This is a genomic window from Brevundimonas sp. SGAir0440, from assembly GCF_005484585.1.
Lineage (GTDB): Bacteria > Pseudomonadota > Alphaproteobacteria > Caulobacterales > Caulobacteraceae > Brevundimonas.
On sequence record NZ_CP039435.1, the window covers coordinates 181,920 to 204,474 of the forward strand.

17 protein-coding genes are annotated in these 22,555 nt (G+C 67.6%); 5 read left to right on the top strand and 12 right to left on the bottom strand.

Annotated elements, in window-relative coordinates; all coding sequences use genetic code 11:
* Nucleotides 1–139 precede the first annotated feature (139 nt).
* Nucleotides 140–1,207, top strand: a complete 1,068-nt coding sequence (prfA, locus tag E7T10_RS00880; RefSeq protein ID WP_137720339.1) for a peptide chain release factor 1 — start codon at nucleotides 140–142, stop codon at nucleotides 1,205–1,207.
* Here the strand turns inward: prfA and E7T10_RS00885 are convergent, their stop codons facing one another.
* The 8 genes from E7T10_RS00885 to E7T10_RS00920 form a co-directional block, all read right to left on the bottom strand.
* A complete protein-coding gene (locus tag E7T10_RS00885; protein WP_205196067.1) occupies nucleotides 1,208–1,570 on the bottom strand; it encodes a hypothetical protein in 363 nt (120 codons plus the stop codon).
* Between the two features lie 141 nt (nucleotides 1,571–1,711).
* Entirely contained in the window at nucleotides 1,712–2,323 is a 612-nt protein-coding gene (locus tag E7T10_RS00890; RefSeq protein ID WP_137720340.1) for a glutathione S-transferase family protein, read from the bottom strand.
* 56 nt (nucleotides 2,324–2,379) lie between these two features.
* Nucleotides 2,380–3,945, bottom strand: coding sequence for a 2-oxoglutarate dehydrogenase complex dihydrolipoyllysine-residue succinyltransferase (odhB, locus tag E7T10_RS00895; RefSeq protein WP_137720341.1), 1,566 nt, complete (start codon nucleotides 3,943–3,945; stop codon nucleotides 2,380–2,382).
* Nucleotides 3,946–3,986: 41 nt separating this feature from the next.
* Nucleotides 3,987–7,001 carry a 2-oxoglutarate dehydrogenase E1 component gene (locus tag E7T10_RS00900; protein ID WP_137720342.1) on the bottom strand — a complete coding sequence of 1,005 codons (3,015 nt, stop codon included), beginning with the start codon at nucleotides 6,999–7,001 and terminating at the stop codon, nucleotides 3,987–3,989.
* A 262-nt stretch (nucleotides 7,002–7,263) separates the two neighbouring features.
* Entirely contained in the window at nucleotides 7,264–8,166 is a 903-nt protein-coding gene (gene sucD / locus E7T10_RS00905; RefSeq protein WP_045809475.1) for a succinate--CoA ligase subunit alpha, read from the bottom strand.
* 57 nt (nucleotides 8,167–8,223) lie between these two features.
* On the bottom strand, nucleotides 8,224–9,414 hold the full coding sequence (gene sucC / locus E7T10_RS00910; RefSeq protein WP_091751315.1) for an ADP-forming succinate--CoA ligase subunit beta: 1,191 nt from the start codon (nucleotides 9,412–9,414) through the stop codon (nucleotides 8,224–8,226).
* A gap of 85 nt (nucleotides 9,415–9,499) precedes the next feature.
* Entirely contained in the window at nucleotides 9,500–11,026 is a 1,527-nt protein-coding gene (locus E7T10_RS00915; protein ID WP_137720343.1) for an MFS transporter, read from the bottom strand.
* A 142-nt stretch (nucleotides 11,027–11,168) separates the two neighbouring features.
* Nucleotides 11,169–13,409 (bottom strand): TonB-dependent receptor, encoded by a 2,241-nt coding sequence (locus E7T10_RS00920; RefSeq protein ID WP_137720344.1) that lies wholly within the window; start codon nucleotides 13,407–13,409, stop codon nucleotides 11,169–11,171.
* Nucleotides 13,410–13,586: 177 nt separating this feature from the next.
* Here E7T10_RS00920 and E7T10_RS00925 point away from each other — a divergent pair, with 177 nt between their 5' ends.
* Together E7T10_RS00925 and E7T10_RS00930 are read left to right on the top strand one after the other, a co-directional pair.
* On the top strand, nucleotides 13,587–14,345 hold the full coding sequence (locus E7T10_RS00925) for a TetR/AcrR family transcriptional regulator (protein ID WP_137720345.1): 759 nt from the start codon (nucleotides 13,587–13,589) through the stop codon (nucleotides 14,343–14,345).
* Between the two features lie 91 nt (nucleotides 14,346–14,436).
* Complete coding sequence (locus E7T10_RS00930) at nucleotides 14,437–15,201, top strand: LytTR family DNA-binding domain-containing protein (RefSeq protein ID WP_168189860.1); 765 nt, start codon at nucleotides 14,437–14,439, stop codon at nucleotides 15,199–15,201.
* A 71-nt stretch (nucleotides 15,202–15,272) separates the two neighbouring features.
* On the opposite strand, the gene E7T10_RS00935 is transcribed toward E7T10_RS00930, so the two are convergent.
* Nucleotides 15,273–15,734 carry a COG3650 family protein gene (locus E7T10_RS00935; RefSeq protein ID WP_137720347.1) on the bottom strand — a complete coding sequence of 154 codons (462 nt, stop codon included), beginning with the start codon at nucleotides 15,732–15,734 and terminating at the stop codon, nucleotides 15,273–15,275.
* A 79-nt stretch (nucleotides 15,735–15,813) separates the two neighbouring features.
* On the opposite strand from E7T10_RS00935, the gene E7T10_RS00940 reads away from it, so the two are divergent.
* Nucleotides 15,814–16,944, top strand: coding sequence for a DNA cytosine methyltransferase (locus E7T10_RS00940; protein WP_137720348.1), 1,131 nt, complete (start codon nucleotides 15,814–15,816; stop codon nucleotides 16,942–16,944).
* Nucleotides 16,945–17,014: 70 nt separating this feature from the next.
* Here the strand turns inward: E7T10_RS00940 and E7T10_RS00945 are convergent, their stop codons facing one another.
* The 3 genes from E7T10_RS00945 to E7T10_RS00955 form a co-directional block, all read right to left on the bottom strand.
* Complete coding sequence (locus E7T10_RS00945) at nucleotides 17,015–17,374, bottom strand: DUF1318 domain-containing protein (protein ID WP_137720349.1); 360 nt, start codon at nucleotides 17,372–17,374, stop codon at nucleotides 17,015–17,017.
* A 33-nt stretch (nucleotides 17,375–17,407) separates the two neighbouring features.
* Entirely contained in the window at nucleotides 17,408–17,596 is a 189-nt protein-coding gene (locus E7T10_RS00950; protein WP_055754620.1) for a YnbE family lipoprotein, read from the bottom strand.
* A 77-nt stretch (nucleotides 17,597–17,673) separates the two neighbouring features.
* Nucleotides 17,674–20,880 (bottom strand): YdbH domain-containing protein, encoded by a 3,207-nt coding sequence (locus E7T10_RS00955; RefSeq protein WP_137720350.1) that lies wholly within the window; start codon nucleotides 20,878–20,880, stop codon nucleotides 17,674–17,676.
* Nucleotides 20,881–21,198: 318 nt separating this feature from the next.
* Here E7T10_RS00955 and E7T10_RS00960 point away from each other — a divergent pair, with 318 nt between their 5' ends.
* Nucleotides 21,199–22,554 carry a M23 family metallopeptidase gene (locus E7T10_RS00960; protein ID WP_168189861.1) on the top strand — a complete coding sequence of 452 codons (1,356 nt, stop codon included), beginning with the start codon at nucleotides 21,199–21,201 and terminating at the stop codon, nucleotides 22,552–22,554.
* The last annotated feature ends 1 nt before the right edge of the window (nucleotide 22,555 follow it).

The following is a 22,555-nucleotide window of genomic DNA, read 5'->3' on the forward strand; positions in this document are numbered from 1 at the left end:
CGCCATCGTGACCCGGCCGTTATCGCCGATCACAAGCGCGGCGCCGGCGCCGGTCCACGCCCCGACACGGCTTGCAATCGACACGACGCCCCCCGGCGGGTAAGGACGGCGCTCCGCTTTTTCTCAGGACATTTCCCTCTTGCGACTGCCCAAGGCCCGTCTCGATCAGGTGCTCGACCGTTTCCACGAGGTGGAGGCGCGCATGGGTTCGGCGACGGACGGCGCCGAGATCGTGCGGCTGTCCAAGGAGCACGCCGAGCTGAAGCCCGTCGTCGATGCGGTTCAGGGCCTGGCTCGCGCGCGCGCCGAAATGGCGGACCTGGAAGCCATGACGGCCGATCCGGAAATGGCGGCGATGGCCGAGGAAGAGCTGCGGGCGCTGACCGACAGGCTGCCCGAGCTGGAACGCGAAGTCGCGCTGCTGCTGGCCCCGCGCGACGCCGACGAGAACGCCTCGGCCGTGCTGGAAGTGCGCGCCGGCACCGGCGGGGACGAGGCGGCCCTGTTCGCGGGCGATCTGTTCCGCATGTATTCGCGCTACGCCGCCTCGCGCGGCTGGCGGATCGAGCTGGATTCCGCGACCGAGGGCGACGCCGGCGGCTATAAGGAAATCATCGCCACGGTGACGGGCGAGGGCGTGTTCGGCCGGCTGAAGTTCGAAAGCGGCGTTCACCGGGTGCAGCGGGTGCCGACGACCGAGTCGCAAGGGCGCATCCACACCTCTGCGGCGACGGTGGCGGTCCTGCCCGAGGTCGAGGACGTGGAGATCGAAATCCACGACAAGGACATCCGCATCGACACCTTCCGCGCGTCGGGTTCGGGCGGGCAGCACGTCAATACGACCGATTCCGCCGTGCGCATCACCCACCTGCCCACCGGCATCATGGTGACGTCGTCGGAGAAGTCCCAGCACGTCAACCGCGACAAGGCGATGAAGAACCTGCGCGTGCGCCTGTACGACATGCAGCGCCAGGCCAAGGACCTGGCCCGCTCGGACAGCCGCAAGTCGCAGGTCGGTTCGGGCGACCGGTCCGAACGGATCCGCACCTACAACTATCCGCAAGGGCGGGTCAGCGATCACCGCATCAACCTGACCCTGCACAGCCTGCCCCAGATCATGGAAGGCGACATCGATCCGCTGCTGAACGCCCTGATCGCCGAGGACCAGGCGGCGCGTCTGGCCGATCTGGAAGCCGAGTTCGGCTGATCAGCCCAGGACGCCGGTCAGCGGCAGCCACAGCACCACGCCGGTGACGGCGGTGTAGGCGGCGAAGGCATGCACCGACTTCAACCGGCCGCTGGCCAGGGGGCTGTCGAGATCGGCGCGGTTGACCCACAGCAGATAGGCGGCCTGGATCGCCCAACCGGCGAGAAAGGCGACCACGGCCCAGGCGCTGAGCGCCGCCAGGGCGACGCCGGACATCAGCACCACCACGCCGCCCAAGGCGATCACGCCGTCTGCGATCTGATCGTCTGCCGGAACGGCGATGACGCCGGACAGCGCCCGTTGCAGACGCCAGTTGAGCCAGGCCTGATACAACAGCATCAGTCCGCCCAAGACGTAGAACATCCCTATCGCGCGCGCCGCCCACTCCATGTCCGAAATAAGGCGCCATTTTCGGCGCTTGTAATCAGGGAAAATGCGTCGCCGATTCGGATCGTTAACGACCGGCGCAAATTAGACACAACCGTTGGTCTGCGAGCGCGCCCGCTAAGCTTTGGCGGACAGGGCGCGCTGAACCGCCGGACGCGCCTTCATGCGCTCGAAGTGCGCCTGGACGCGCGGGAATGCGGCGATGTCCACGCCGTCGCTTTCCAGCCAGCCGGCGAAGGTGAACAGATAGGGGTCCGCGACCGTATAGGCGTCGCCCATCGCCCATTCGCCGGTCAGGTCCGCCTCGATCAACGCAAAGCCGTCGCGCATGTTCTGCGTGACCTTGGCCGCCATCGACGCCTGGGCGGCGGCGTCGTCGCTCCACCGCGCGGCGCGGCGACCGTGGGCGTGGGCGACGTGGACGGTGGTGGCCAGATAGAGGTTGAACGCCTGCATCCGCGCAAAGGCGAAGGGATCGGTCGGCGCCAGAAAGCCGGGCGGCGACAGGGCGGCGATGTGCGCCAGAATGGCGGGGCTCTCGGTCAGGACGCCCTGATCGGTCGCGAGCGCAGGAACGCGGCCCTTGGGATTGATCGCCAGATAGGCCGCCTCGCGTTGCTCGGCCCTGGCGAAGTCGACCAGACGAACCTCATAGGCCAGCCCCGACTCCTCCAGCGCAATATGGCTGGCCCGGCTGCAGGATCCGGTCGCGGCGTAGAGGGTCAGCATGGTCGCGCCTCGCAGCAAAGAAAAAGGCGGCGAGATCATCGCCGCCTTTCAGGAAATCAGAGGTCCAGCAGGGCCCGCGCCGGATCTTCCAGCAGTTCCTTGACCCGGACCAGGAAGGTCACGGCTTCCTTGCCGTCGACGATGCGGTGATCGTAGCTGAGGGCCAGATACATCATCGGGCGGATCTTGACCTCGCCGTTGATGGCCATCGGGCGCTGGACGATGTTGTGCATGCCCAGGATGCCCGACTGCGGCGCATTCAGGATCGGCGTCGACATCAGCGAGCCATAGGTGCCGCCGTTGGTGATGGTGAAGGTGCCGCCCTGCATCTGATCCATGGTCAGCGAGCCGTCACGCGCGGCCTTGCCCAGGGCGCCGATGCCCTTTTCGATGCCGGCGAGCGACAGGGTGTCGGCGTCACGCAGGACCGGAACCACCAGCCCCTTGTCGGTGCCGACGGCGACGCCGATGTCGTAGTGGTTCTTGTAGATGATGTCCGTGCCGTCGATCTCGGCGTTGACGGCCGGGATCTCATGCAGGGCCGCGACGACGGCCTTGGTGAAGAAGGACATGAAGCCCAGCTTCACGCCGTGGCGCTTTTCGAACACGTCCTTGTACTGGGCGCGCAGGGCCATGACGTTGGTCATGTCCACCTCGTTGAAGGTGGTCAGCTGGGCGGCGGTGTTCTGCGATTCCTTCAGGCGGCGGGCGATGGTCTGACGCAGGCGCGTCATCTTCACCCGCTCTTCGCGCGGCTGGTCGGCGCGCGGGGCGGCCGGAGCGGCGGCGGCGGCAGGAGCCGGCGCCGAGGCCTGGCCGATGGCGGCGATGGCGTCGGCCTTGGTGATGTTGCCCTTCGGTCCCGTGGCGTTGATGGCCTTGGGATCCAGATTGTTCTCGCCGACCACGCGCTGGACGGCGGGCGACAGGGTTTCGTTTCTGGCGGTCGAGACCTGGGCCGAGCCGGTGTTGGCCGGGGCGGCGGCGGGCGCCGGAGCGGCTGCGGCGGGAGCCGAGGCGGCGGCGGGCGCGCTCGCAGCACCCGAACCCGAGCCCGATCCTGAGATTGAGCCGATCTTCTGGCCCGGCGTGACGGTCGCGCCTTCGTCGGCGGCGATCGTCAGAACGCCGTCAGCCGGGGCGGAGACTTCGACCGCGACCTTGTCGGTCTCGATCTCGACCAGCAGTTCGTCCTTCTTGACCGTGTCGCCGTTCTTCTTGACCCACTTGCCCATCGAGCCTTCGGCGACGCTCTCGCCCATGACCGGGACGGTGATGTCGATCGCGGCGGCGGCCGGAGCAGCGGCGGCCGGCGCGGCCTTGGCGTCAGCTTTGGCGGCCTTGGCCGGGGCAGCGGCGGGCGCAGCGGCCGGAGCGCCGGCGGACGCGCCTTCCGTCACCGAACCCAGCACCGTGCCGGGAACGACGTTATCGCCCTCGGCCGCCTTGATGTCGCCCAGCACGCCGTCGGCGGGCGAGACGACTTCCAGCGAGACCTTGTCGGTCTCCAGCTCGACCAGCAGTTCGTCCTTCTTGACCGGATCACCGACCTTCTTGGTCCACTTTGCGATGGTGGCTTCGGTGACGGATTCACCGAGGGCGGGGGTCAGGATGTCGGCCATGTCAGGTCCAGCTCGTCTCTAGTCGGTCTTTTGTACGTGTATCAGGCGAAGGCTTCGGTCGTGAAGGCTTCGAGTTCCTTCAGGTGCCGGCTCATCAGACCGGCGGCGGTCGAGGCCGATCCGGGACGGCCGACGTAGCGGGCGCGCTTGGCCTTCACGTCCAGCTTGTCCAGCGTCAACTCCAGCCACGGATCCACGAAGGTCCAGCCGCCCATGTTCTTCGGCTCTTCCTGGCACCAGACCAGTTCGGCGTTGGGGAAGCGGGCCAGTTCCTTGCGCAGCGACTGGATCGGCCACGGATAGAACTGCTCCAGACGCAGGATGTAGACGTCGTCCACCGCCTGACCGTCCTTGGCCTTCTTCTCGCGCGCGTCCAGCAGATCGTAATAGACCTTGCCCGAACACAGGATGACGCGGCGGATGTCCTTGTCCGCCTTGATCGTGATGCCGGCGATCTCGGGCCGCGTCTGGGCGTCGTCGTGCAGGACGCGGTGGAAGGACGAGCCTTCGGCCAGATCGGCCAGGCTGGATACCGCCTTCTTGTGACGCAGCAGCGACTTGGGCGTCATCAGGATCAGCGGCTTGCGGAACGGCCGGTGCATCTGGCGACGCAGGATGTGGAAATAGTTGGCCGGGGTGGTGCAATTGGCGACCTGCATATTGTCTTCGGCGCAGGCCTGCAGGAAGCGCTCCAGACGGGCCGAGGAGTGTTCCGGCCCCTGGCCTTCATAGCCGTGCGGCAGCAGCATGGTCAGGCCGCTCATGCGCAGCCACTTGCGTTCGCCCGAAGAGATGAACTGGTCGATCACCACCTGGGCGCCGTTCACGAAGTCGCCGAACTGGGCTTCCCACATGACCAGCGTATTGGGGTCGGCCAGCGAATAGCCGTACTCGAAGCCCAGCACGGCCTCTTCGGACAGGGCCGAGTCGATGACTTCGAAATTGGCCTGGCCTTCGCGCAGGTTGTTCAGCGGGATGTAGCGCTCTTCGGTCGTCTGATCGATGATGCCCGAGTGACGCTGCGAGAAGGTGCCGCGCACCGAATCCTGACCCGACAGACGGATCGGGAAACCTTCATCGACCAGCGAGGCGAAGGCCAGGCTCTCGGCCGTGGCCCAGTCCAGGCCCTGGCCCGAGGTGACGGCTTCGCGGCGACCGTCGATGACGCGCTTCAGCGTCTTGTGCATGTCGACGCTGTTGGGGATCGTGGTCAGGCGGTGGCCCAGGTCGGTCAGCTTGGCCAGCGGCACGGCGGTGTCGCCGCGCAGCTCGTCCTTGGGCGACTGGAAGCCCTGCCACTGGCCGTCCAGCCAGTCGGCCTTCTCGGCGGACCAGGTCTTGCCGGCCTCGAACTGCTCGTCGAGGAATTTCTCGAACCGCTCGACCTCGGCGTCCACCTCGGCCTGGCTGATCACGCCTTCGGCCACCAGACGCTGCGAATAGAGTTCGCGGGTCGAGGGCTGGGCGCGGATCTTCGAATACATCAGCGGCTGGGTGAAGGTGGGATCGTCGCCTTCGTTGTGGCCGAAGCGGCGGTAGCAGAACATGTCCACCACCACGTCCTTGTGGAACTTCTGGCGGTATTCGGTGGCCACCTTGGCGGCGAAGACGACCGCTTCGGGATCGTCGCCGTTCACGTGGAAGATCGGCGCCTGGACCATCAGGGCCACATCCGACGGATAGGGCGACGAGCGCGAGTTGCGCGGGCTGGTGGTGAAGCCGATCTGGTTGTTGATGACGAAGTGCAGCGTGCCGCCGGTGCGGTAGCCCTTCAGCCCCATCAGGGCGAAGCACTCCGCGACCACGCCCTGGCCGGCGAAGGCGGCGTCGCCGTGGATCAGCAGCGGCACGACCTTCGAGCGGTCCAGCGCCCACTGCCCCTCGGGCACGCCCTCGTTGGCCTCGCGAATGTCGAACGCCTGTTTGGCGCGCGCCTTGCCCAGCACGACCGGGTTGACGATCTCGAGGTGAGACGGGTTGGCGGTCAGCGACAGGTGGACGTGGTTGCCGTCGAACTCGCGGTTCGACGAAGCGCCCATGTGATATTTGACGTCTCCCGAGCCCTCGATGTCGCTCGGCACGGCCGAGCCGCCCTGGAACTCGTGGAAGATGACCTTGTAGGGCTTGCCCATCACGGCGGCGAGCACGTTCAGGCGGCCGCGGTGAGCCATGCCCAGCACGACCTCGTCGACGCCCAGCGAACCGCCGCGCTTGATGACCTGCTCCAGCGCCGGGACCATGGCCTCGCCGCCGTCCAGGCCGAAGCGCTTGGTGCCGGGGAAACGCTTGTGCAGGAAGCGCTCGAAGCCCTCGGCCTCGACCAGCTTAGACAGGATGGCCAGCTTGCCTTCCTTGGAGAAGGCGTTCTGCTCGAACTTGTCGGCGCCCTCGAACCGCTGCTGCAGCCAGGATTTCTCTTCCGGCTCAGCGATGTGCATGAACTGGATGCCGATGTTGCCGCAGTAGGTGCGCTTCAGGATTTCCAGCACTTCACGGATCGTGCCGGTCTGAAGACCAAGCACGCCGTCCAGGAAGATCGGGCGGTCCAGATCGGCGCCGGTGAAGCCGTAGAATTCGGGCGTCAGCTCAGGGTTCTCGACCGGCTGCTCAATGCCCAGCGGGTCCAGCTTGGCCTGCAGGTGGCCCCGCACGCGATAGCTGCGGATCAGCATCAGGGCGCGGATGGAATCGTGGGCGGCGGCGCGGATCGCATCGGCCGAGACGTCGGCGGCCGCGGCCTTGGGCGCAGCAGCAGCCGGCGCAGCGCCGGCCTTTTTGGGATCGGGCTTCGGCGCCGGCCAACGGCCGTCGAAGACGCCGGTCTCTTCGGTCGGCTCGGTCGCTGTGCCGCGACCCCAGCTGCCGGCGCCAGCCGAGGCGGTCACCAGCGCGGCGTTATCGCGCAGCTGGTCGAAAAAGGCTTTCCATTCGGCGGAAACGGAGCCGGGGTCTTTCGCCCACTTCTCCTGAAGCTCCTCGACGTAGGCCGCATTGGACCCGTAGAGGAATGAGGTCTCGGCAAAGACCTGGTTCAGCCGACCGGCATCGTCCGCCATCGTTTCGCAATCCCTGGGCCCCGACGGACACATCTCCGTGAGGGGCGCGCCCGTCATATAGGCGTCGTTTCCTGACGGGTCATGACCGAAACGGGGCAATTTGGTAGGAAATTGGTCGCAGGCCCAAGAAAAAACGCCCCCGGCCTGAGCCGAGGGCGTTCATCGATGCGTCACACGGCATTTTTGATGCCGAAAAGGCGCTCAAGCAGCGAGGCGCCGCGCGGCGAGCGTAGCGCCCGCGCGCAGCACGCACTTGGAAGCCTCAGCCCTTCAGCACTTCGACCAGGGTCTTGCCGAGGCGCGCGGGCGATTCCGACATGCGGATGCCGGCGGCTTCCATCGCCGCGATCTTGGATTCCGCATCGCCCTTGCCGCCCGAGACGACGGCGCCGGCGTGACCCATGGTGCGGCCCTTCGGAGCCGTGCGGCCCGCGATGAAGCCGGCCATCGGCTTCTTGCGGCCCTTCTTGGCTTCGTCGATCAGGAACTGGGCGGCGTCTTCTTCCGCGCCGCCGCCGATTTCGCCGATCATGATGATCGAGGTGGTTTCCTCGTCGGCCAGGAACAGTTCCAGCACGTCGATGAATTCGGTGCCCTTGACCGGGTCGCCGCCGATGCCGACGGCCGTGGTCTGGCCCAGGCCTTCGTTGGTGGTCTGGAACACGGCTTCATATGTCAGGGTGCCCGAACGCGACACGATGCCAACCGAGCCCTTCTTGAAGATGTTGCCCGGCATGATGCCGATCTTGCACTCGTCCGGCGTCAGGATGCCGGGGCAGTTCGGGCCCAGCAGGCGCGACTTGGAGCCTTCCAGGCGACGCTTGACCTTGACCATGTCCATCACCGGGATGCCCTCGGTGATGCAGGTGATGAAGGGGATTTCGGCGTCGATGGCTTCGATGATCGCGGCGGCCGCGCCCGACGGCGGGACGTAGATCACCGAGGCGTCGGCGCCCGTGGCGTCCTTGGCTTCAGCGACCGAGGCGTAGATCGGCAGGCTCTCACCGTGCGATCCGGTCCAGTTCGTGCCGCCCTTGGAGGGGTGCACGCCGGCGACCATCTGGGTGCCGTGATAGGCCAGCGCCTGTTCGGTGTGGAAGCCGCCGGTCTTGCCGGTCAGGCCCTGGACGATGATCTTGGTGTTCTTGTCGACGAGAATGGACATGGGTCTGTGCTCTGAATTCGATGTGTCAGCGGGGCGGTGGCGAGTAAGGCCGAAGCCTTAGCCGACCGCCGCGACGATCTTCTGGGCGGCGTCGTCGAGGTCATCGGCGGCCTGGATGGTCAGGCCCGACTCGTTCAGGATTTTCTTGCCCAGTTCGGCGTTGGTGCCTTCCAGACGCACGACCAGCGGCACCTTCAGGCCCACTTCCTTCACGGCCGCGACCACGCCCTCGGCGATGACGTCGCACTTCATGATGCCGCCGAAGATGTTGACCAGGATGCCCTGGACGTTCGGGTCGGCGGTGATGATCTTGAAGGCCGCAGCGACCTTCTCCTTGCCGGCGCCGCCGCCGACGTCGCAGAAGTTGGCCGGCTCCTTGCCGTACAGCTTGATGATGTCCATCGTCGCCATGGCCAGACCGGCGCCGTTGACCATGCAGCCGATGTTGCCGTCCAGCGAGACGTAGGCGAGGTCCCACTTGGACGCTTCGATTTCCTTGGCGTCTTCTTCGGTTTCGTCGCGCAGTTCCTTGATGTCGTCGTGGCGGAACAGGGCGTTGCCGTCGAAGCTGACCTTGGCGTCCAGAACGCGCAGGTGGCCGTCCTTCATCACGATCAGGGGGTTCACCTCCAGCATGTCCATGTCCTTCTCGACGAAGGCCTTGTACAGGGCGGGGAACAGCGACTTGGCGTCTTCGGCCGCGGCGCCCGTTAGGCCGTAGGCGGCGACGATGGCGGCGACGTCGGCGTCGGTCACGCCCGCGCTGGGGTCGATGACGATGTTCTGGATTTTCTCGGGCGTGTCGTGGGCGACGGTTTCGATGTCCATGCCGCCTTCGGTCGAGACGACGAAGGCGATGCGGCCGTAGGCGCGGTCGACCAGCAGCGAGCAGTACAGTTCACGCTCGATGTCGGCGCCGTCCTCGATGTAGAGGCGGTTGACCTGCTTGCCGGCGTCGCCCGTCTGGGCGGTGACCAGGGTGTTGCCCAGCATTTCCTTGGCGTGGGCGACGGCTTCCTCGACCGAGAAGGCCAGGCGCACGCCGCCCTTGGCGTCGGCCGGCAGTTCCTTGAACTTGCCCTTGCCGCGGCCGCCGGCGTGGATTTGCGACTTCACGACATAGAGCGGGCCGGGCAGCGACTTGGCGGCCGCCTCGACCTGATCGACCGACGTCACCGCGACGCCTTGCGCGACCGGAGCGCCGAAGCCTTTGAGGACCTGCTTGGCCTGATATTCGTGAATGTTCATGGGGGACCGTCGCAACCGCTGCTGGGAGAGTTGCGGGGCTTATAGGCCCCACCCCTTCGCAGGTGCAACCGTCCACAGCCCCCCTTTAGTCGACCCAGTCCTTCTTGAGGGTGCGCGATGCCCCGATCAGCAGGATCGCGGCCAGCACATAGAAGCCCATGCCGGTGTAGATGGCCCAGCGCAGGCTTTCCTCGCCGAAGCGCGGCGCCAGCAGGTCGCTCATCCAGCCGAAATAGTAGAAGCCGACCGCGATCCCGAGCAGATTGTTCAGCAGCAGGAACAGGGCCGAGGCCGTCGAGCGCATGGCCGCCGGCACCAGATGCTGGACCGCCGCCGTGATCGGGCCCAGCCAGGCCAGGTTCAATCCGGTCGGCAACAGGAAGATCAGGAAGGCCAGGGTCAGCTGCTGAACGTGGCTGCCGCCGCCGGGCAGAACCAGGCCGATCAGCCAGGGCGAGTTCATCGCCAGGATGAAGCACGGCGCCGAGATCAGGAAGGCGACGGCGGGCGTCAGAGGATAGGCGCCCTTGCCCTTCTTGGACAGCTTGTCGGCGATCATGCCGCCCAGCCAGATGCCCAGGATGCCGCCGATCAGGGCGATGCCGGAATAATAGATGCTGGTCTGTTTCAGGGTCAGGTCGAAGCTGCGCATAAAGAACAGCGGCAGCCAGCCGGCCACGCCATAGCCGCACACCGACGATGAGGCCGCGCCCAGGCCCAGCAGCCAGAAACTGGGCTTCTTGATCACCACCGAGGCGGTGCGACGCGCGATCATCAGCGAAACGCCGATCACCACCGCCAGCAGGCCGCCGAACGCCAGCACCAGCGGATTGCCCAGCGACATGCCCATCAGCCAGCTCAAGGCGCCGAGGATCAGCAGACCGGCGCCGAGACCCAGCATGATCTGGGCGGCGATCTTGCCGGCCCGATCGGTGCCGACCGGCGCGGCCGCCAGGGCCGCGACCTGGGCCTCGGTCTTGATGGCGTCTATGCCGCCCCGCTTGGGATCACGCACCGTCAGACGCAGCAGGGGCGCGACCAGCACACCCAGCAGGCCGACCACGATGAAGGCGGTGCGCCAGCCGTAGGTCGCCGCCAGTAGACCACCGACCAAGGTCCCCGCCGCCATGCCCAGCGGAATGCCGAAGGCGAAGGCCGCCATGGCCCGCGCGCGCTGATGCGGCGGGAAATAGTCGGCGATCAGCGAATAGGCCGGAGCCACGCCGCCCGCCTCGCCGATGCCCACGCCCATCCGGCACAGGAACAGCTGGCCGAACGATCCGGCCATGCCGCACAGGGCGGTGAAGCCCGACCAGACGGCCAGGGCGCCGGTCATGATCCAGACCCGGCTGAACCGGTCGGCCAGCCACGCCAGGGGTATAGCCAGTGTCGAATAGACCGAGGCGAAGGCGATGCCGCCCAACAGGCCGAACTGGCTGTCGGACATGCCGAACTCTTCCTTCAACGGCGCGGCCAGGATGCCGATGATCTGGCGATCCAGGAAGTTCAGCATGTAGATCAGGATCAGAACCGCCAGCACATAGTAGCGGTAGCCGGGCCGCTCAGGCCGCTCGGGCCGCGCCTCCTGGACCGTCAGCGTCTCCGTCGTCATCGGCGTTTCCCCTCGGCGTCTTGTTGTTCGTTGCGGCGAGCCTAGCCGCAAGTCCGCCCTGTGCAAAATAGGCCCGGCGGAGCGAAAAGGGGCGGCGGCCCGGAGACCGCCGCCCCTCGTCGTCAGGCGTTATGGATGTGGATCAGAACTTCAGACCCAGGGTCGCCGTGACGGTGCGCGGCGGGCCGTAGAAGCCGATGATCGAGTTGCCGGTCAGGGCGCCGGGGAAGGTATAGCCGCCGACGCGATAGCGCTCGTCGCCCAGGTTCTTGCCGTGGACGCCGAAGGTCAGGCGGTCGTCGGACGAGGTCCAGACGATGCTGGCGTCATACATCCAGTAGGCGTCCTGATCGAGCAGCGGCGCGGGCGTTTCGAACTGCTGATAGGCGCCGCGGTAAGCGACCGACGGGATGAAGGCGATCGACGAGCCATTCTCCATGACCCAGTTGTAGTTGGCCGAGATCGATCCGGTCCATTCCGGCGTGTTCTGGAAGTCGCGCTGCGAGGATACGTCGACGACGCAGCCCGGCAGGGTCGGGCAGGACGTATTGCCCGAGGCCGTCGGGATATAGGCCAGGAACTGGTCGAACTTGGCGTCAATGTAGCTCAGCGAGGCGTTGAACGTCAGGGCGTCGGTGGCGCGCACGCGGCCTTCGAACTCCCAACCGCGTATCGAGGACGAGCCGACATTGTCCACCACCGAGGCGACGGTCGCGCCGGCCGGATACTGGGTCGTGATCTGCTGGTTCTCGTAGCTGGAATCGAAGATCGCGGTGGCGAAGGTCAGGCGACGATCCAGCAGCGAACCCTTCAGCCCGATCTCATAGGTCTCAACCGTTTCCGGCGCATAGCCGTTGACGGTGGCGGGATACAGGACCGCATCGCCGCGCATGTCGAAGCCGCCCGATTTGAAGCCCTCGCCCCAGGAGGCATAGGCCGTCAGATCGGGGCCGAACTTGTAGTTGACCGAGACGCGCGGCGTGAACTTCTCGAACTCGCGGGTGCGGGTGTAGTTGGTGCGCGGCGCGCCCAGCGGCACGGCGGCGTTGTTGCCGAAATAGGGGCTGCGGATGCCCAGATACTGCTGACGGAAGACGGTGCCTTCCTTCTCGTCCTTGGTGAAGCGTCCGCCGACCGAGACCGACAGGGCGTCGGTGAAGTCATACGAGAAGTCGGCGAAGGCGGCGTAGCTCTTGGTCGCCACTGAACCCGAGGTCAGGGTCGTCAGATTGGCCAGACCAACGACGGTGTCGAAGGCCCCCGAGGCGTTGGCGTCCATGTAGAAGACGCCGGCGACGCCGTTCAGGCGGCCCGCGCTGACCAGAACCTGAAACTCCTGGCTGAACTGGTCGTCGTCATAGGCGGCGGGAATGTCGAGGATGGGCTGAGGCAGGTTGTCGAAGTCGATGTTGCCGCGCGTCAGGCCTTCACGATAGGCGGTGATCGACTTGAAGGTGAACATGTCGCTCATCTCCCATTCGCCGGTCAGCGACACGCCGCGCGTCTGGACGCGGTTCTTGTCGCCGGCGCCGGCGTTGGTGTCATAGACATCGGCGGGCGACGGCGCGAACTCGCGGTGACCGTGGCGCGCGTTGGAATCGTCGTTCACCAGATCGCCGGCCAGACGGAAGAACAGGCTGTCGGTCGGGCTCCATTCCGCGCTGGCGCGGAAGGCGGTCACGTCCTTGTTGTAGTGTTCGTTGCCGGTGTTCAGGTTCTTGCCGTAGCCATCGCGCAGATAGCGGGCCAAGGCGGCCGAGACCTTGAACTCGTCGTTGAAGGGCAGTTGGGCGCTGGCGATCACGTCGCGCTGGTTGTAGCTGCCGTAGGAGGCGCGCAGGCTTCCCTCGGGCTCGTCCGCATTGATGCGGCTGGTCACGTATTTGATGGCGCCGCCGATGGTGTTGCGGCCGTAGAGCGTGCCTTGCGGACCGCGCAGCACCTCGACCCGCTCCACGTCGAAGATGTCCAGAACGGCGGCCTGCGGACGGGCCACATAGACGTCGTCGATATACAGGCCGACGCCGGGATCGAAGCCCCACAGCGGATCCTGCTGGCCCACGCCGCGAATGAAGGAGATGAGGGTCGAGTTCGAGCCCCGCGCGGCGTTCAGCGTCAGGCTGGGCGTCGAGCGCGCCAGTTCGGTGATGTCCAGGGCGCCGCGCGCCTCAAGCTGTTCGCCGCTGACGGCGGTCACCGCGACCGGCACATCCTGCAGGCTTTCCGCGCGGCGGCGCGCGGTGACGACGATGTCGTCGACGGTGGCGGCGTCCTGAGCGTTCGCGACCTGAGCGGTCGCCTCCGCATCCTGGGCGAACGTGGCCCCCGCAAGCACGCCCCACGCCGCGCCGGCCAGCAGCGCGCACTTCACATGACGGTTCATGATCCTAGACCCCTTTGTCGTTTCCAGCCCGATGGACGCTTTTATTCAGCGTTCAATGATTTTCACGGAACCTACCCGGTTTCGGCCGTCTGTCAAACACTGGACTGACGCAGCGTCACTTGGTCCCCCAACCGTGGCGCCGTTGCACCGTCGCGGTCGTGCGCCTAGCCTTGCCGGATGAGCAAGCCGGACGCCGCCGCCACCCTTCCCCGCCCCGTCGCCGCCGCGCGCCGCAAGGCGGCGGGCGCTGCCCCGGCGCGGCGCGGCCGGCCGCCCAAGACCGAGGCCAAGGCGGCCGGTGAGACGCGCGATCTGATCCTGGATGCGGCCGAGGACCTGTTTTCCAAACACGGCTTCTACGGCGTCACCATCCGCGAGGTGGCGCGCGAGGCGGGCGTCGATACGGCCCTGGTGCACTACTATTTCGGAGCCAAGCGCGAGCTGTTCGACGCGGTCTTCCTGCGCCGGGCCGAAGTGTGGAACGACGATCGCGTCGCCGCCATCGACCGCTATGCCGAGACGGCGGGCGACGACATGACGCTGGAGGGCTTGCTGGAGGCCTTTCTGCGGCCGCCGTTCGAATGGTCGCTGAAGGGCGGGCCGGGCTGGAAACACTATTCCGCCCTGGTGGCCCAGACCAACGCCAACCCCAGCTTCGGCGGCGAGACGATGGCGCGCTATTTCGACCCGGCCATCCACCGGCTGATCGAGCTGATCGCCAAGGTGCTGCCGGGCGCCAGCGAGGTCGATCTGTACTGGGGCTATCACAATCTGTCGGGCGCCCTGACCCTCACGCTGGGCGAGACGGGGCGACTGGACAGGCTGTCGAACGGGCGGGCGCGATCCGGCGATCTGGAGACGGCGGGCGACTATATGGTTCGGTTTGCCGCAGCCGGTTTCCGCGCCGTAGCAGGAATGACCCCGCGCCAGGGCTGATCGGTCACGCCGGGGCACCGTCGCGCGCCCGGCTTTCGCCCGGCCGAAAATCATGGTTTCAAGGCGCAATCTTCCGACTGCGAAAGCCCTGATGACCGCCCCTGCCGCCGACCGCCGCCGCACCTTCTTGCGCGGCCTCATCGTCGCCGTTCTGGCGGGCGTCTTTCTGGCGGTGACCGGCGCCTTCGGCAGCGCGGGCGCATCGCTGCCCGTACGGCTGGCCTATTGGGTGCTGGTCATGGTGCTGGGCGGACTGTGGGGGCATCTGTGCGGGGTGCTGGTCAGCCGGTTTATCGATTCCGACGAGCGGCCGTGGCTTAGCATTGCGGTCATGGTCGTGATCATCACCGGGCCGCTGTGCGTGCTGGTGTGGGCGGCGACGGGCCTGTTCTTCGCCCAGAGGCTCTATCCGCTGGCGGTGCTGCCGGAACTGGTCGTGCCCGTCGTGGTCATCACGGCGGCGGTGACGACGTTGAACGTCTTTCTGGGGCGGGCCGTGCCGATCCAGACCCATGCCGCGCCGCCCGAGACAGCGGCTCGCTCGGTTCGGTTTCTGGACCGTCTGCCGATCAAGCTGAAAGGCGCGACGATCCGGGCGGTGCAGGCCGAGGACCATTATCTGCGCATCCACACCGACCGGGGGTCGGACCTGATCCTGATGCGGCTGTCGGACGCGGTGGAAGAGCTGGAGGGGCTGGAGGGCGCCCAGACGCACCGCAGCTGGTGGGTGGCGCGTGAGGCGGTGCGCGCCGTCGAACGCGGCGACGGGCGCGCGACCCTGACGCTGGACGGCGGCCTGTCGCCGCCGGTCAGCCGCCGCTACGCCCGGATGCTGCGCGACGCCGAATGGTGGTGAGGCTCTCTTTGAGCGCATGATTCACGCTTCGGACGGGGCCGCGTTGCGCCCCGATCCGAAACGATCACGCGCTAGGGCGCGGGCTGGGTGGTCAGCATCGACGCCGGCGCGGCGCAGCCGGTCAGTTCGTCGTCGCCGATCTCGACCTTGGCCGTCAGCGGATAGGTGCGGTCGCTCATGCCGTCCGAACATTCGGTGGCGATCAGCACGACGTTCAGCGCCTTGTTCAGATTGGTCGAGCTGGCGAAGGTCGCGACCGTGCCCTGGACCGTCGCGCCATGGTTCGGCGCGCGCTGGGTCGGCTCATCGACGCGGGTGTAGATCAGGGCGTCCGGCGTGATCTCCACGCCCCAGAAGGGTTCGGTCCCCAGCGCCCGCACCGGCTGCCCCAGATCGACGCCGCCCAGGGTGACGGCGGCCTGCGGCTGCGGCGCCGGCTTGGGCTTGGACTCCTCGCGGTCGTAACAGGCGCCGAGCGAGAGGCCGGCCACGGCGATGGCGAACGGGGCGGCGGCGAGCGGAATGAGGCGCATGACGGCTCCTTTTGGTTCGGGCGCAGGTGAGGTCCCCGCCGCCCTCGGTCAAGGGGCGCGGCTGGGTTATGCTGATCCCATGTCGATTCGCCCCACCGCATTCGAGTTCTTCGCCGGGGGCGGCCTGGCGGGGTTGGGACTGTCGGCCGCCTGCATCGACACCGTCTTCGCCAACGATATGGACGCGGCCAAGGCGCGCGCTTTCAAAGCCAATCATCCGCACACGCCGTTTCGCCAGGGCGATGTCTGGAGCCTGACTGTCGACGATCTGCCGGGACGGCCAGATATGGCATGGGCCTCGTCGCCCTGTCAGGACGTCAGCCTGGCGGGCGCGCGCGGCGGGCTGGAGGCTGGGCGATCGGGCGCCTTTTGGGGCTTCTGGCGATTGATGCAGGGTCTGGCGGCCCAGGGACGCGGCCCGCGCGTGATCGTGTTGGAGAACGTCATCGGCCTGCTGACTTCCGGGCCAAGGACCGAAGTGGGGCGAGATTTCGCGGCCGTCTGCACGGCGATGGTCGAGGCGGGCTATACGGTCGGCGCGCTGGAGATGGACGCCGCCCACTGGCTGCCCCAGTCGCGCCCGCGTTTGTTCGTTGTGGCCATTCAGGGCGAGGCCCCGCGCGCGGCCGGTCCGATCCAGCCCTTCCATTCACCGCGTCTCATCGCCGCCCACGCGCGGCTGCCCGAGGCGGTGAAGGCGGCCTGGGCGTGGTGGTCGCTGCCCGCGCCGTCGCAGCGCAATCTGGACCTGGCGGCCATTCTGGAGCCCGACGACGCCGTCCACTGGCTGGATGATGCGGACGCCATCCTGGCCCTGGCCGCGCCGCTGCACCGCGCCCGGATCGCGTCGGCCCTGGCGTCTGGCCAGCGCTGTGTCGGCGCCGCCTATCGCCGGGTGCGGACCGAGAACGGCCGCAAGGTCCAGCGGCTGGAAATCCGGTTCGATGGTCTGGCCGGATGCCTGCGGACACCGGCTGGCGGCTCGTCGCGGCAATATGTTGTGGTGTGCGATCAGGGCCGGGCGCGGGTTCGGCGTCTGACCGGGCGCGAGGCCGCGCGGCTGATGGGCGTGTCGGACGACTATCGCCTGCCGTCTAGCGAAAGTGCGGCGCTGAAGCTGATGGGCGATGCGGTCGCCGTCCCGGTGGTCAGGGCGCTGGCGGAGGGGCTGTTGCTGCCCGCGCTGCTGGATCGACGCGCCGCCGCCTGACGCCGTCACTGATCGCCCAGATAAAAACACCCCCCGGGATATCGCCCGAGGGGTGGGAAACTTGCGGTCCTTAGCGCTGGACCCACTGGCCCTGGGCGTTGCGGTACCATTGGCCCGAGGAGATGCGGGGCAGCAGCTGGGCCTCGAACATCCGGGCCCCGGCGACATCCGCCGAAGTGCCGGCGTCGGCGGCGCTGCGGGCGTAGGCGGCGCGGCGGCCCGAGTTGGTGGCGTCGACCGCGGCGCGCAGGCTGGCGTCCGAGGTCGGGGTGCGGAAGCCCAGGTAACCGTCGGCCTGTTCGCCCACGGTGCCGGCGGCCTTGGCCTGGTCGATCTGCGCCTTCTGGGCGCTGGTCTGGGCGAGGGCGGCGCCCGCGACGCCCAGGGCCGCGAGGGCGGTGCCGATGACGAAGAGTTTGCGGAAGGTCATGTCAGCCTGTCCCTTTCAGAGAGAAGCGAGAAATCAGAAGAGGTTGGGGTTCTGCTGCAACAGCTGTTGCAGCTCCTGGTCCAGACGAACGCGCACATCGGCGTCCAGCTTGGCGTAGATCTGGATCGGCGCGACCTCGAGACGGATGGTCGGGGCGCAGGCCGCGAGGGCGACGACGACGGCTCCGAAACCGAGGCCGGCCAGTTGGCGCTTGTGGATCATGACATGGGCTCCGGTTCGGCCGAGGGTGATGTCTCTATTAGCACGCCGTCCAATGAACGCGCGCTGAATGGTGAAGTTCAATCGGCAGGCGCCGGGACGGGCGCGGGCGTCGCCTCCTGCTGACCCTGGCGGGCGCGATTGACGGCCAGCAGGTCCGAGATCAGCTGGTTGGCGTTCAGGGTTGTGTCCAGGGTCAGGTCGATCTGGGTGTTCGACGGCAACGGCAGTTTGCGGTTCAGGAACTGGCGGCTGATCAGTTCGCCGATCGTCAGGCGAAGCTCCTGGCGCTTGGGCGGATCGTGGCGGCCGCGAATGTGGAACAGGACCGCCAGACGCCCGCCGTCTAGGCTGTTCACATCGGCGCTGAGCTGATCGAAGGACAGGTTTTCCATCGCCTGATAGGCCAGGTCCTCGACGACGTTTTCCGACACCTCGCCGCCCCCGCCGCTGGCGGCGACGTCGGTCAGGACGTCCCGCTTGATCGACAGGCGGCCCGGCTGCACGGCCTCCAGTTTGCCGGCGGTGATCTTGAGCCCGCGCTTGGGGTCCATGATGAAGGGCAGGCGGCCCGAGACGACGGCGTCCAGCTGAACCTTGTCGTCAAAGCCGGTGTCGGCGACGATATCGCCCAGCTGCACCCGGTCCAGCACAATCACGCCGCTGTAGGGCTGGCTCGCGTCCAGCGGGACGGTGAAGGGCTCGACCGAGACGGTCCCACCACCGGCGACGACCTGGGCGCCGTCGATCAGCACCCCGGCCTCGTTGATCGAGAAGGTCACATCCAGCGCCGTGACCGCCGTGCCGACGGCCAGACTGTCGGCCGTCAGCTTTTGGTTCGGAGCGGTGATCAGGGGGGTCAGGCTGCTGAAGACGATGTCCCCGCGCAGACCCTTCACGGCCCCGACCGGACTGACGAAATCCAGGCCCGGCGTGACCAGATGGCCGCTGGAGGTCGGTTCGGCGTCCTTGGTCCAGTCGAAGCGGCCGTCGAAGCTGACGGCGCCTTCGACCGGCGACTGCAGGAAATCGGCGGCGAGCGGGCTGAGCATCGCCGGCTGAAGCCCATGCTCGGCGAAGGTCACCTTCGGGGCGGTGATGACGATGCCGCCCGATCCGGTGCGACCGTCGTGCGCCAGGGTCAGTCGGCCGAGACCATAGGCGGCGGCCGCGCCCGTGCCCTTCAGATCGAAGGCGCCGCTCCAGCGTTCGTTGGCCAGCGTCGCAGATCCTGTGGCCGAAAGCGGTTCGAACCGTTCCGGCGTCAGGGCGTCGATGACGCGGGCGGCGGCCACATTGGCGGTCAGGCCGATGCCCGCCTTGGTCCCGTCGACAGTGACACGGCCTGCGGCGTCGGCGAACCGCATGCCGAGGAAGGGCGCCTGGGCCGACACCTGACTGAACCCGGCCGCGACGCGCCAGACGCCGTCCCTGGACGTCAATAGCGGACCGCCCTGGGGACACAGTTTGCCGGCGACCTGATGGACGTCGTTCTCGTCCAGCTCCAGCCGCTCGACGGTCAGGTCGACGCAGTCGGATGTAGCATAGGTCAGCCGGCCTGCGTTCAGGGCCAGAACGCCGCGCGTCCGGGCGTCGATGCCGCGCGCCAAATCGAAATCCAATCGGGCGCGACCGTCCAGCGTCGCTTCGAACCCGCCCTCGGTCAGACGCCAGTTCGGGACCGCGACGGACAGTTCCGGCAGGCCCTTGCCGCGCGTTGCGGTCAGGGTCAACGCCCCGCCGCCCAGCTGTCCCGGCTCAGCCTGATAGGCGCCGCCCTGACCTTGAGCCACCGTCAGGACGTCGCCGTTGGCGGGCGTCAGGGTCACGGGACGCGACAGGGCGACGGTCGTGCCGGCCGCGCCCGTGGCGAAGCGGACGGCGGGCGCGTTCAGGGCGAAGCGTCCCAGCGCGCGCTTCATCTCGGCCAGCTCGGCGATGTCGTCGGGACCGACCGCGCCAAACAGGGGCCAGGCCCCGTCGGCGGCGCGCAGCGATCCGTTCGCCGCGATCTGAACCCCGCCGTCGCTGACCACGTCCAGGTCCACATCGGCGCGACCGCGCTTCAGCGCCAGGTCGCCGAAACCGAACCGGTCGAAGGCCGCGCTCAACGGCCCGGTCGCCTCGAAGGCCGCGTCCTTGCCGCCCAAGGCCAGGTCGCGCGACGTCAACGACAGTCCGCCGATCGCCGTCTGACCCGTCCGTCCCGAACCGGCGGTCAGGGCCAGCGGCCCCTGCACGCGCCAGCGCACGGCGTCGTCGCGCGACACCGTCAGCTTGCCCCGAGTCGCCGTCGCGGCGACATCGGCGATGCGCAGGTCCGCGCCCTCGACGGCCGCCGCCTTCAGCGCGGTGGTGACTTCGCCGTCCAGCCGGAAGGTTTCGATCCAGCCGGAGACGACGCCGTCGAACCGGGCGGCGACATCGGCGCTGCGGGCGCTGAGCGTCGAGGTTCCCAGGCGCTCGCCCGTCAGGCGGGCGTCCAGAACCGCCCGGCCGTCGCCGCGCCGCGTCTTCAAATCCGGATAGGGCAGATCGCCGGTCAGGGTCAGCGCAGCCCCCCGCCCTCGCGCGGCCGATGTCGCGAAGCTGTCGGCGGCGGCCGACAGCTTGATCGCCATCCGGTCGCCGGTCGTGGTGAGGTCCAGCAGGCCGGACAGGCCCTGGGCCTGCGTTTCGCCGCTCTTCAGCGCAGCCTTCGGCAGGCGCGCCGCCAGCCGCATCAGCTTGCCGTCGTCGATCCGGGCGTCAGCCAGCAGGTCGACGGGCCCGTATTCCGTACTCAACCGCCCGCTGCCGCCCTCGACGATGACCAGGGGTCCGCGCGAGTCCGGGCGCGGCGGTCCGCCGGTGAATTCCTTGATCAGCGGGTCCAGCGAGCCGAACGACAGCTTTCCACCCTTCCAGCTGGCCCGAACGACCGGTCGCACCAGCCGGATGCGGCTGGGGGTGACGCCGAGGCCCGACCTGGACCACGGCAGGGCGACGGCGTAATCGACCTCGGCCCGCTCGACCACGACATCCGGATTGTCGGGATCGCCGATGCGGATGCGGCCGACGAAGCCGTCGATTTCGATCCGCTCCACCTCGACATCGGCCGGAATCCCGCGCTGGTCCAGCCAGCCCACCAAGACATTGCGCGCCACCGCGCGGCGATTGAGATAGATCAGAGCCGCCGCCACGCCGATCAGCAGCGCCAGAATCAGAACGCCTACTGCGACGGCGCGCAGGATGCGACGGGTCTTGGCCTGCGGCTTTGGCTTTGGCTTGGACGGTGTGTCGGTCAAACGGATCGATCGCGTGATTGAAACAGCGGGCCGTCCACCTTGGTCATCCTTATCCCCAGCACAAGATCAAAGCATGACGGTCGGTTTTCGGCGCCCGTCTCCTGCCGGTCAAGCTGGGCCAGATAACGGCGAATCGGCCGGTCGGGATCCCTGCACCGTCGAGCTTTGTCTGACGCACGTTAACCGTTTGTAACGGTCTGCTTTCCAAAATGAGACAAGCGCGGTATAGGACCGCCTTCGCGCCACGGGCGATACGGCGCGATCTTCGAGAACGAGTAAAGCTTTGGCGCCGAAGGCGTCGCAATACGACGGGGACCGATGGCTCAGTTCGACCCACGCCGCCAGCCGATGCGGCTCGCGCCGCACATGCTTACCGCGGCCGCTGCGATCTCGGTGGCGATGCTCGCCGGTCGAGCCTATCAACCCGCTCAGGCCGAAGAAGTTCCCGCCCTGACCTCGGCCCAGATGGCGGCCATGGAAGCCAAGGCCTTCGCCGCCGCCAATGCGCCCGCCGGCCTGACCGCGCCCGAGGCCGTCAACGTTCAGATCCGCCGTGGCGAAACCTTCGAGCAGGCCGTGCGCCGCACCGGCGTTGCGCCCGAAGAAGCCAGCGCCGTCGCCGCCACCGTCGCCAACGCCTTCGACCTGGCCGATCTGCGCGCCGGACTGAAGTTCGAAACCGCCATCGCCAAACCGCGCAACGGCCGGGGCGACGCCCGCCTGATCGGCCTGACCATGCGCACCGGCCCGGCGTCGCAACTGACCGTATCGCGAAGCTTCGACGGCGCCCTGCGCCTGCGTTCGCTGGAAGAAAAAGTCACCCATGAGACCGTCGTCCTGAAGGGCGATGTCGAGCGCAGCCTGTCCGCCAGCGCGCGTGAACTGGGCGCCACCGCCTCCATCGTCCGTTCCGCCAGCCGTCTGTTCGCCACCAAGTTCGACATGCAGCGCGACATTCGCGCCACCGACGAGTTCACCATGGTCTTCGACCGTGAAGTGACCGAGGCCGGCCGCACGGTGGACGTGGGCGACCTGATGTACGCCGAACTGCGCGGCGTGACCTTCTATCGCTTCAAGCCCGCCGGCGCGAAGGAAGCTCAGTTCTTCGATTCCAACGGCAAGAACCTGCGTTCCGCCATGATGCGCACGCCGCTGCAGAACTTCCGCCGCGTGTCCTCGGGCTTCGGTTTCCGCACACACCCGATCTCGGGCTACAAGAAGATGCACCAGGGCATCGACTTCGCCGCCGGCACCGGCACGCCGGTCGTGGCCCCCGCCGACGGCGTGGTGGTCGAGGCGCGTCGCTGGGGCGGCTATGGCAACTGGCTGCGCATCCGCCACAACAACGGACTGGAAAGCGGCTACGGCCACCTGTCGCGCTACGGCTCGGGCATCCGCGCCGGCCAGCGGGTCAGCCAGGGTCAGATCGTCGCCTATGTCGGTTCGACCGGCGCCTCCACCGGTCCGCACCTTCACTATGAGCTGTGGCGCGGGGGCCAGCGGATCAATCCCGCCGGCGTGCGCACCCAGGAAGGCACCGAACTGGCCGGCGCCGACCTGACCGCCTTCCGCGCCGAAAAGGCCCGCATCGACCGCATCATCGCTTCGGGCGGTCAAAAGCGTCCCGCCATGCAGCAGGCCTCGGCCGAAGGCCTGCGTCCGGCCCGCGGCTAAG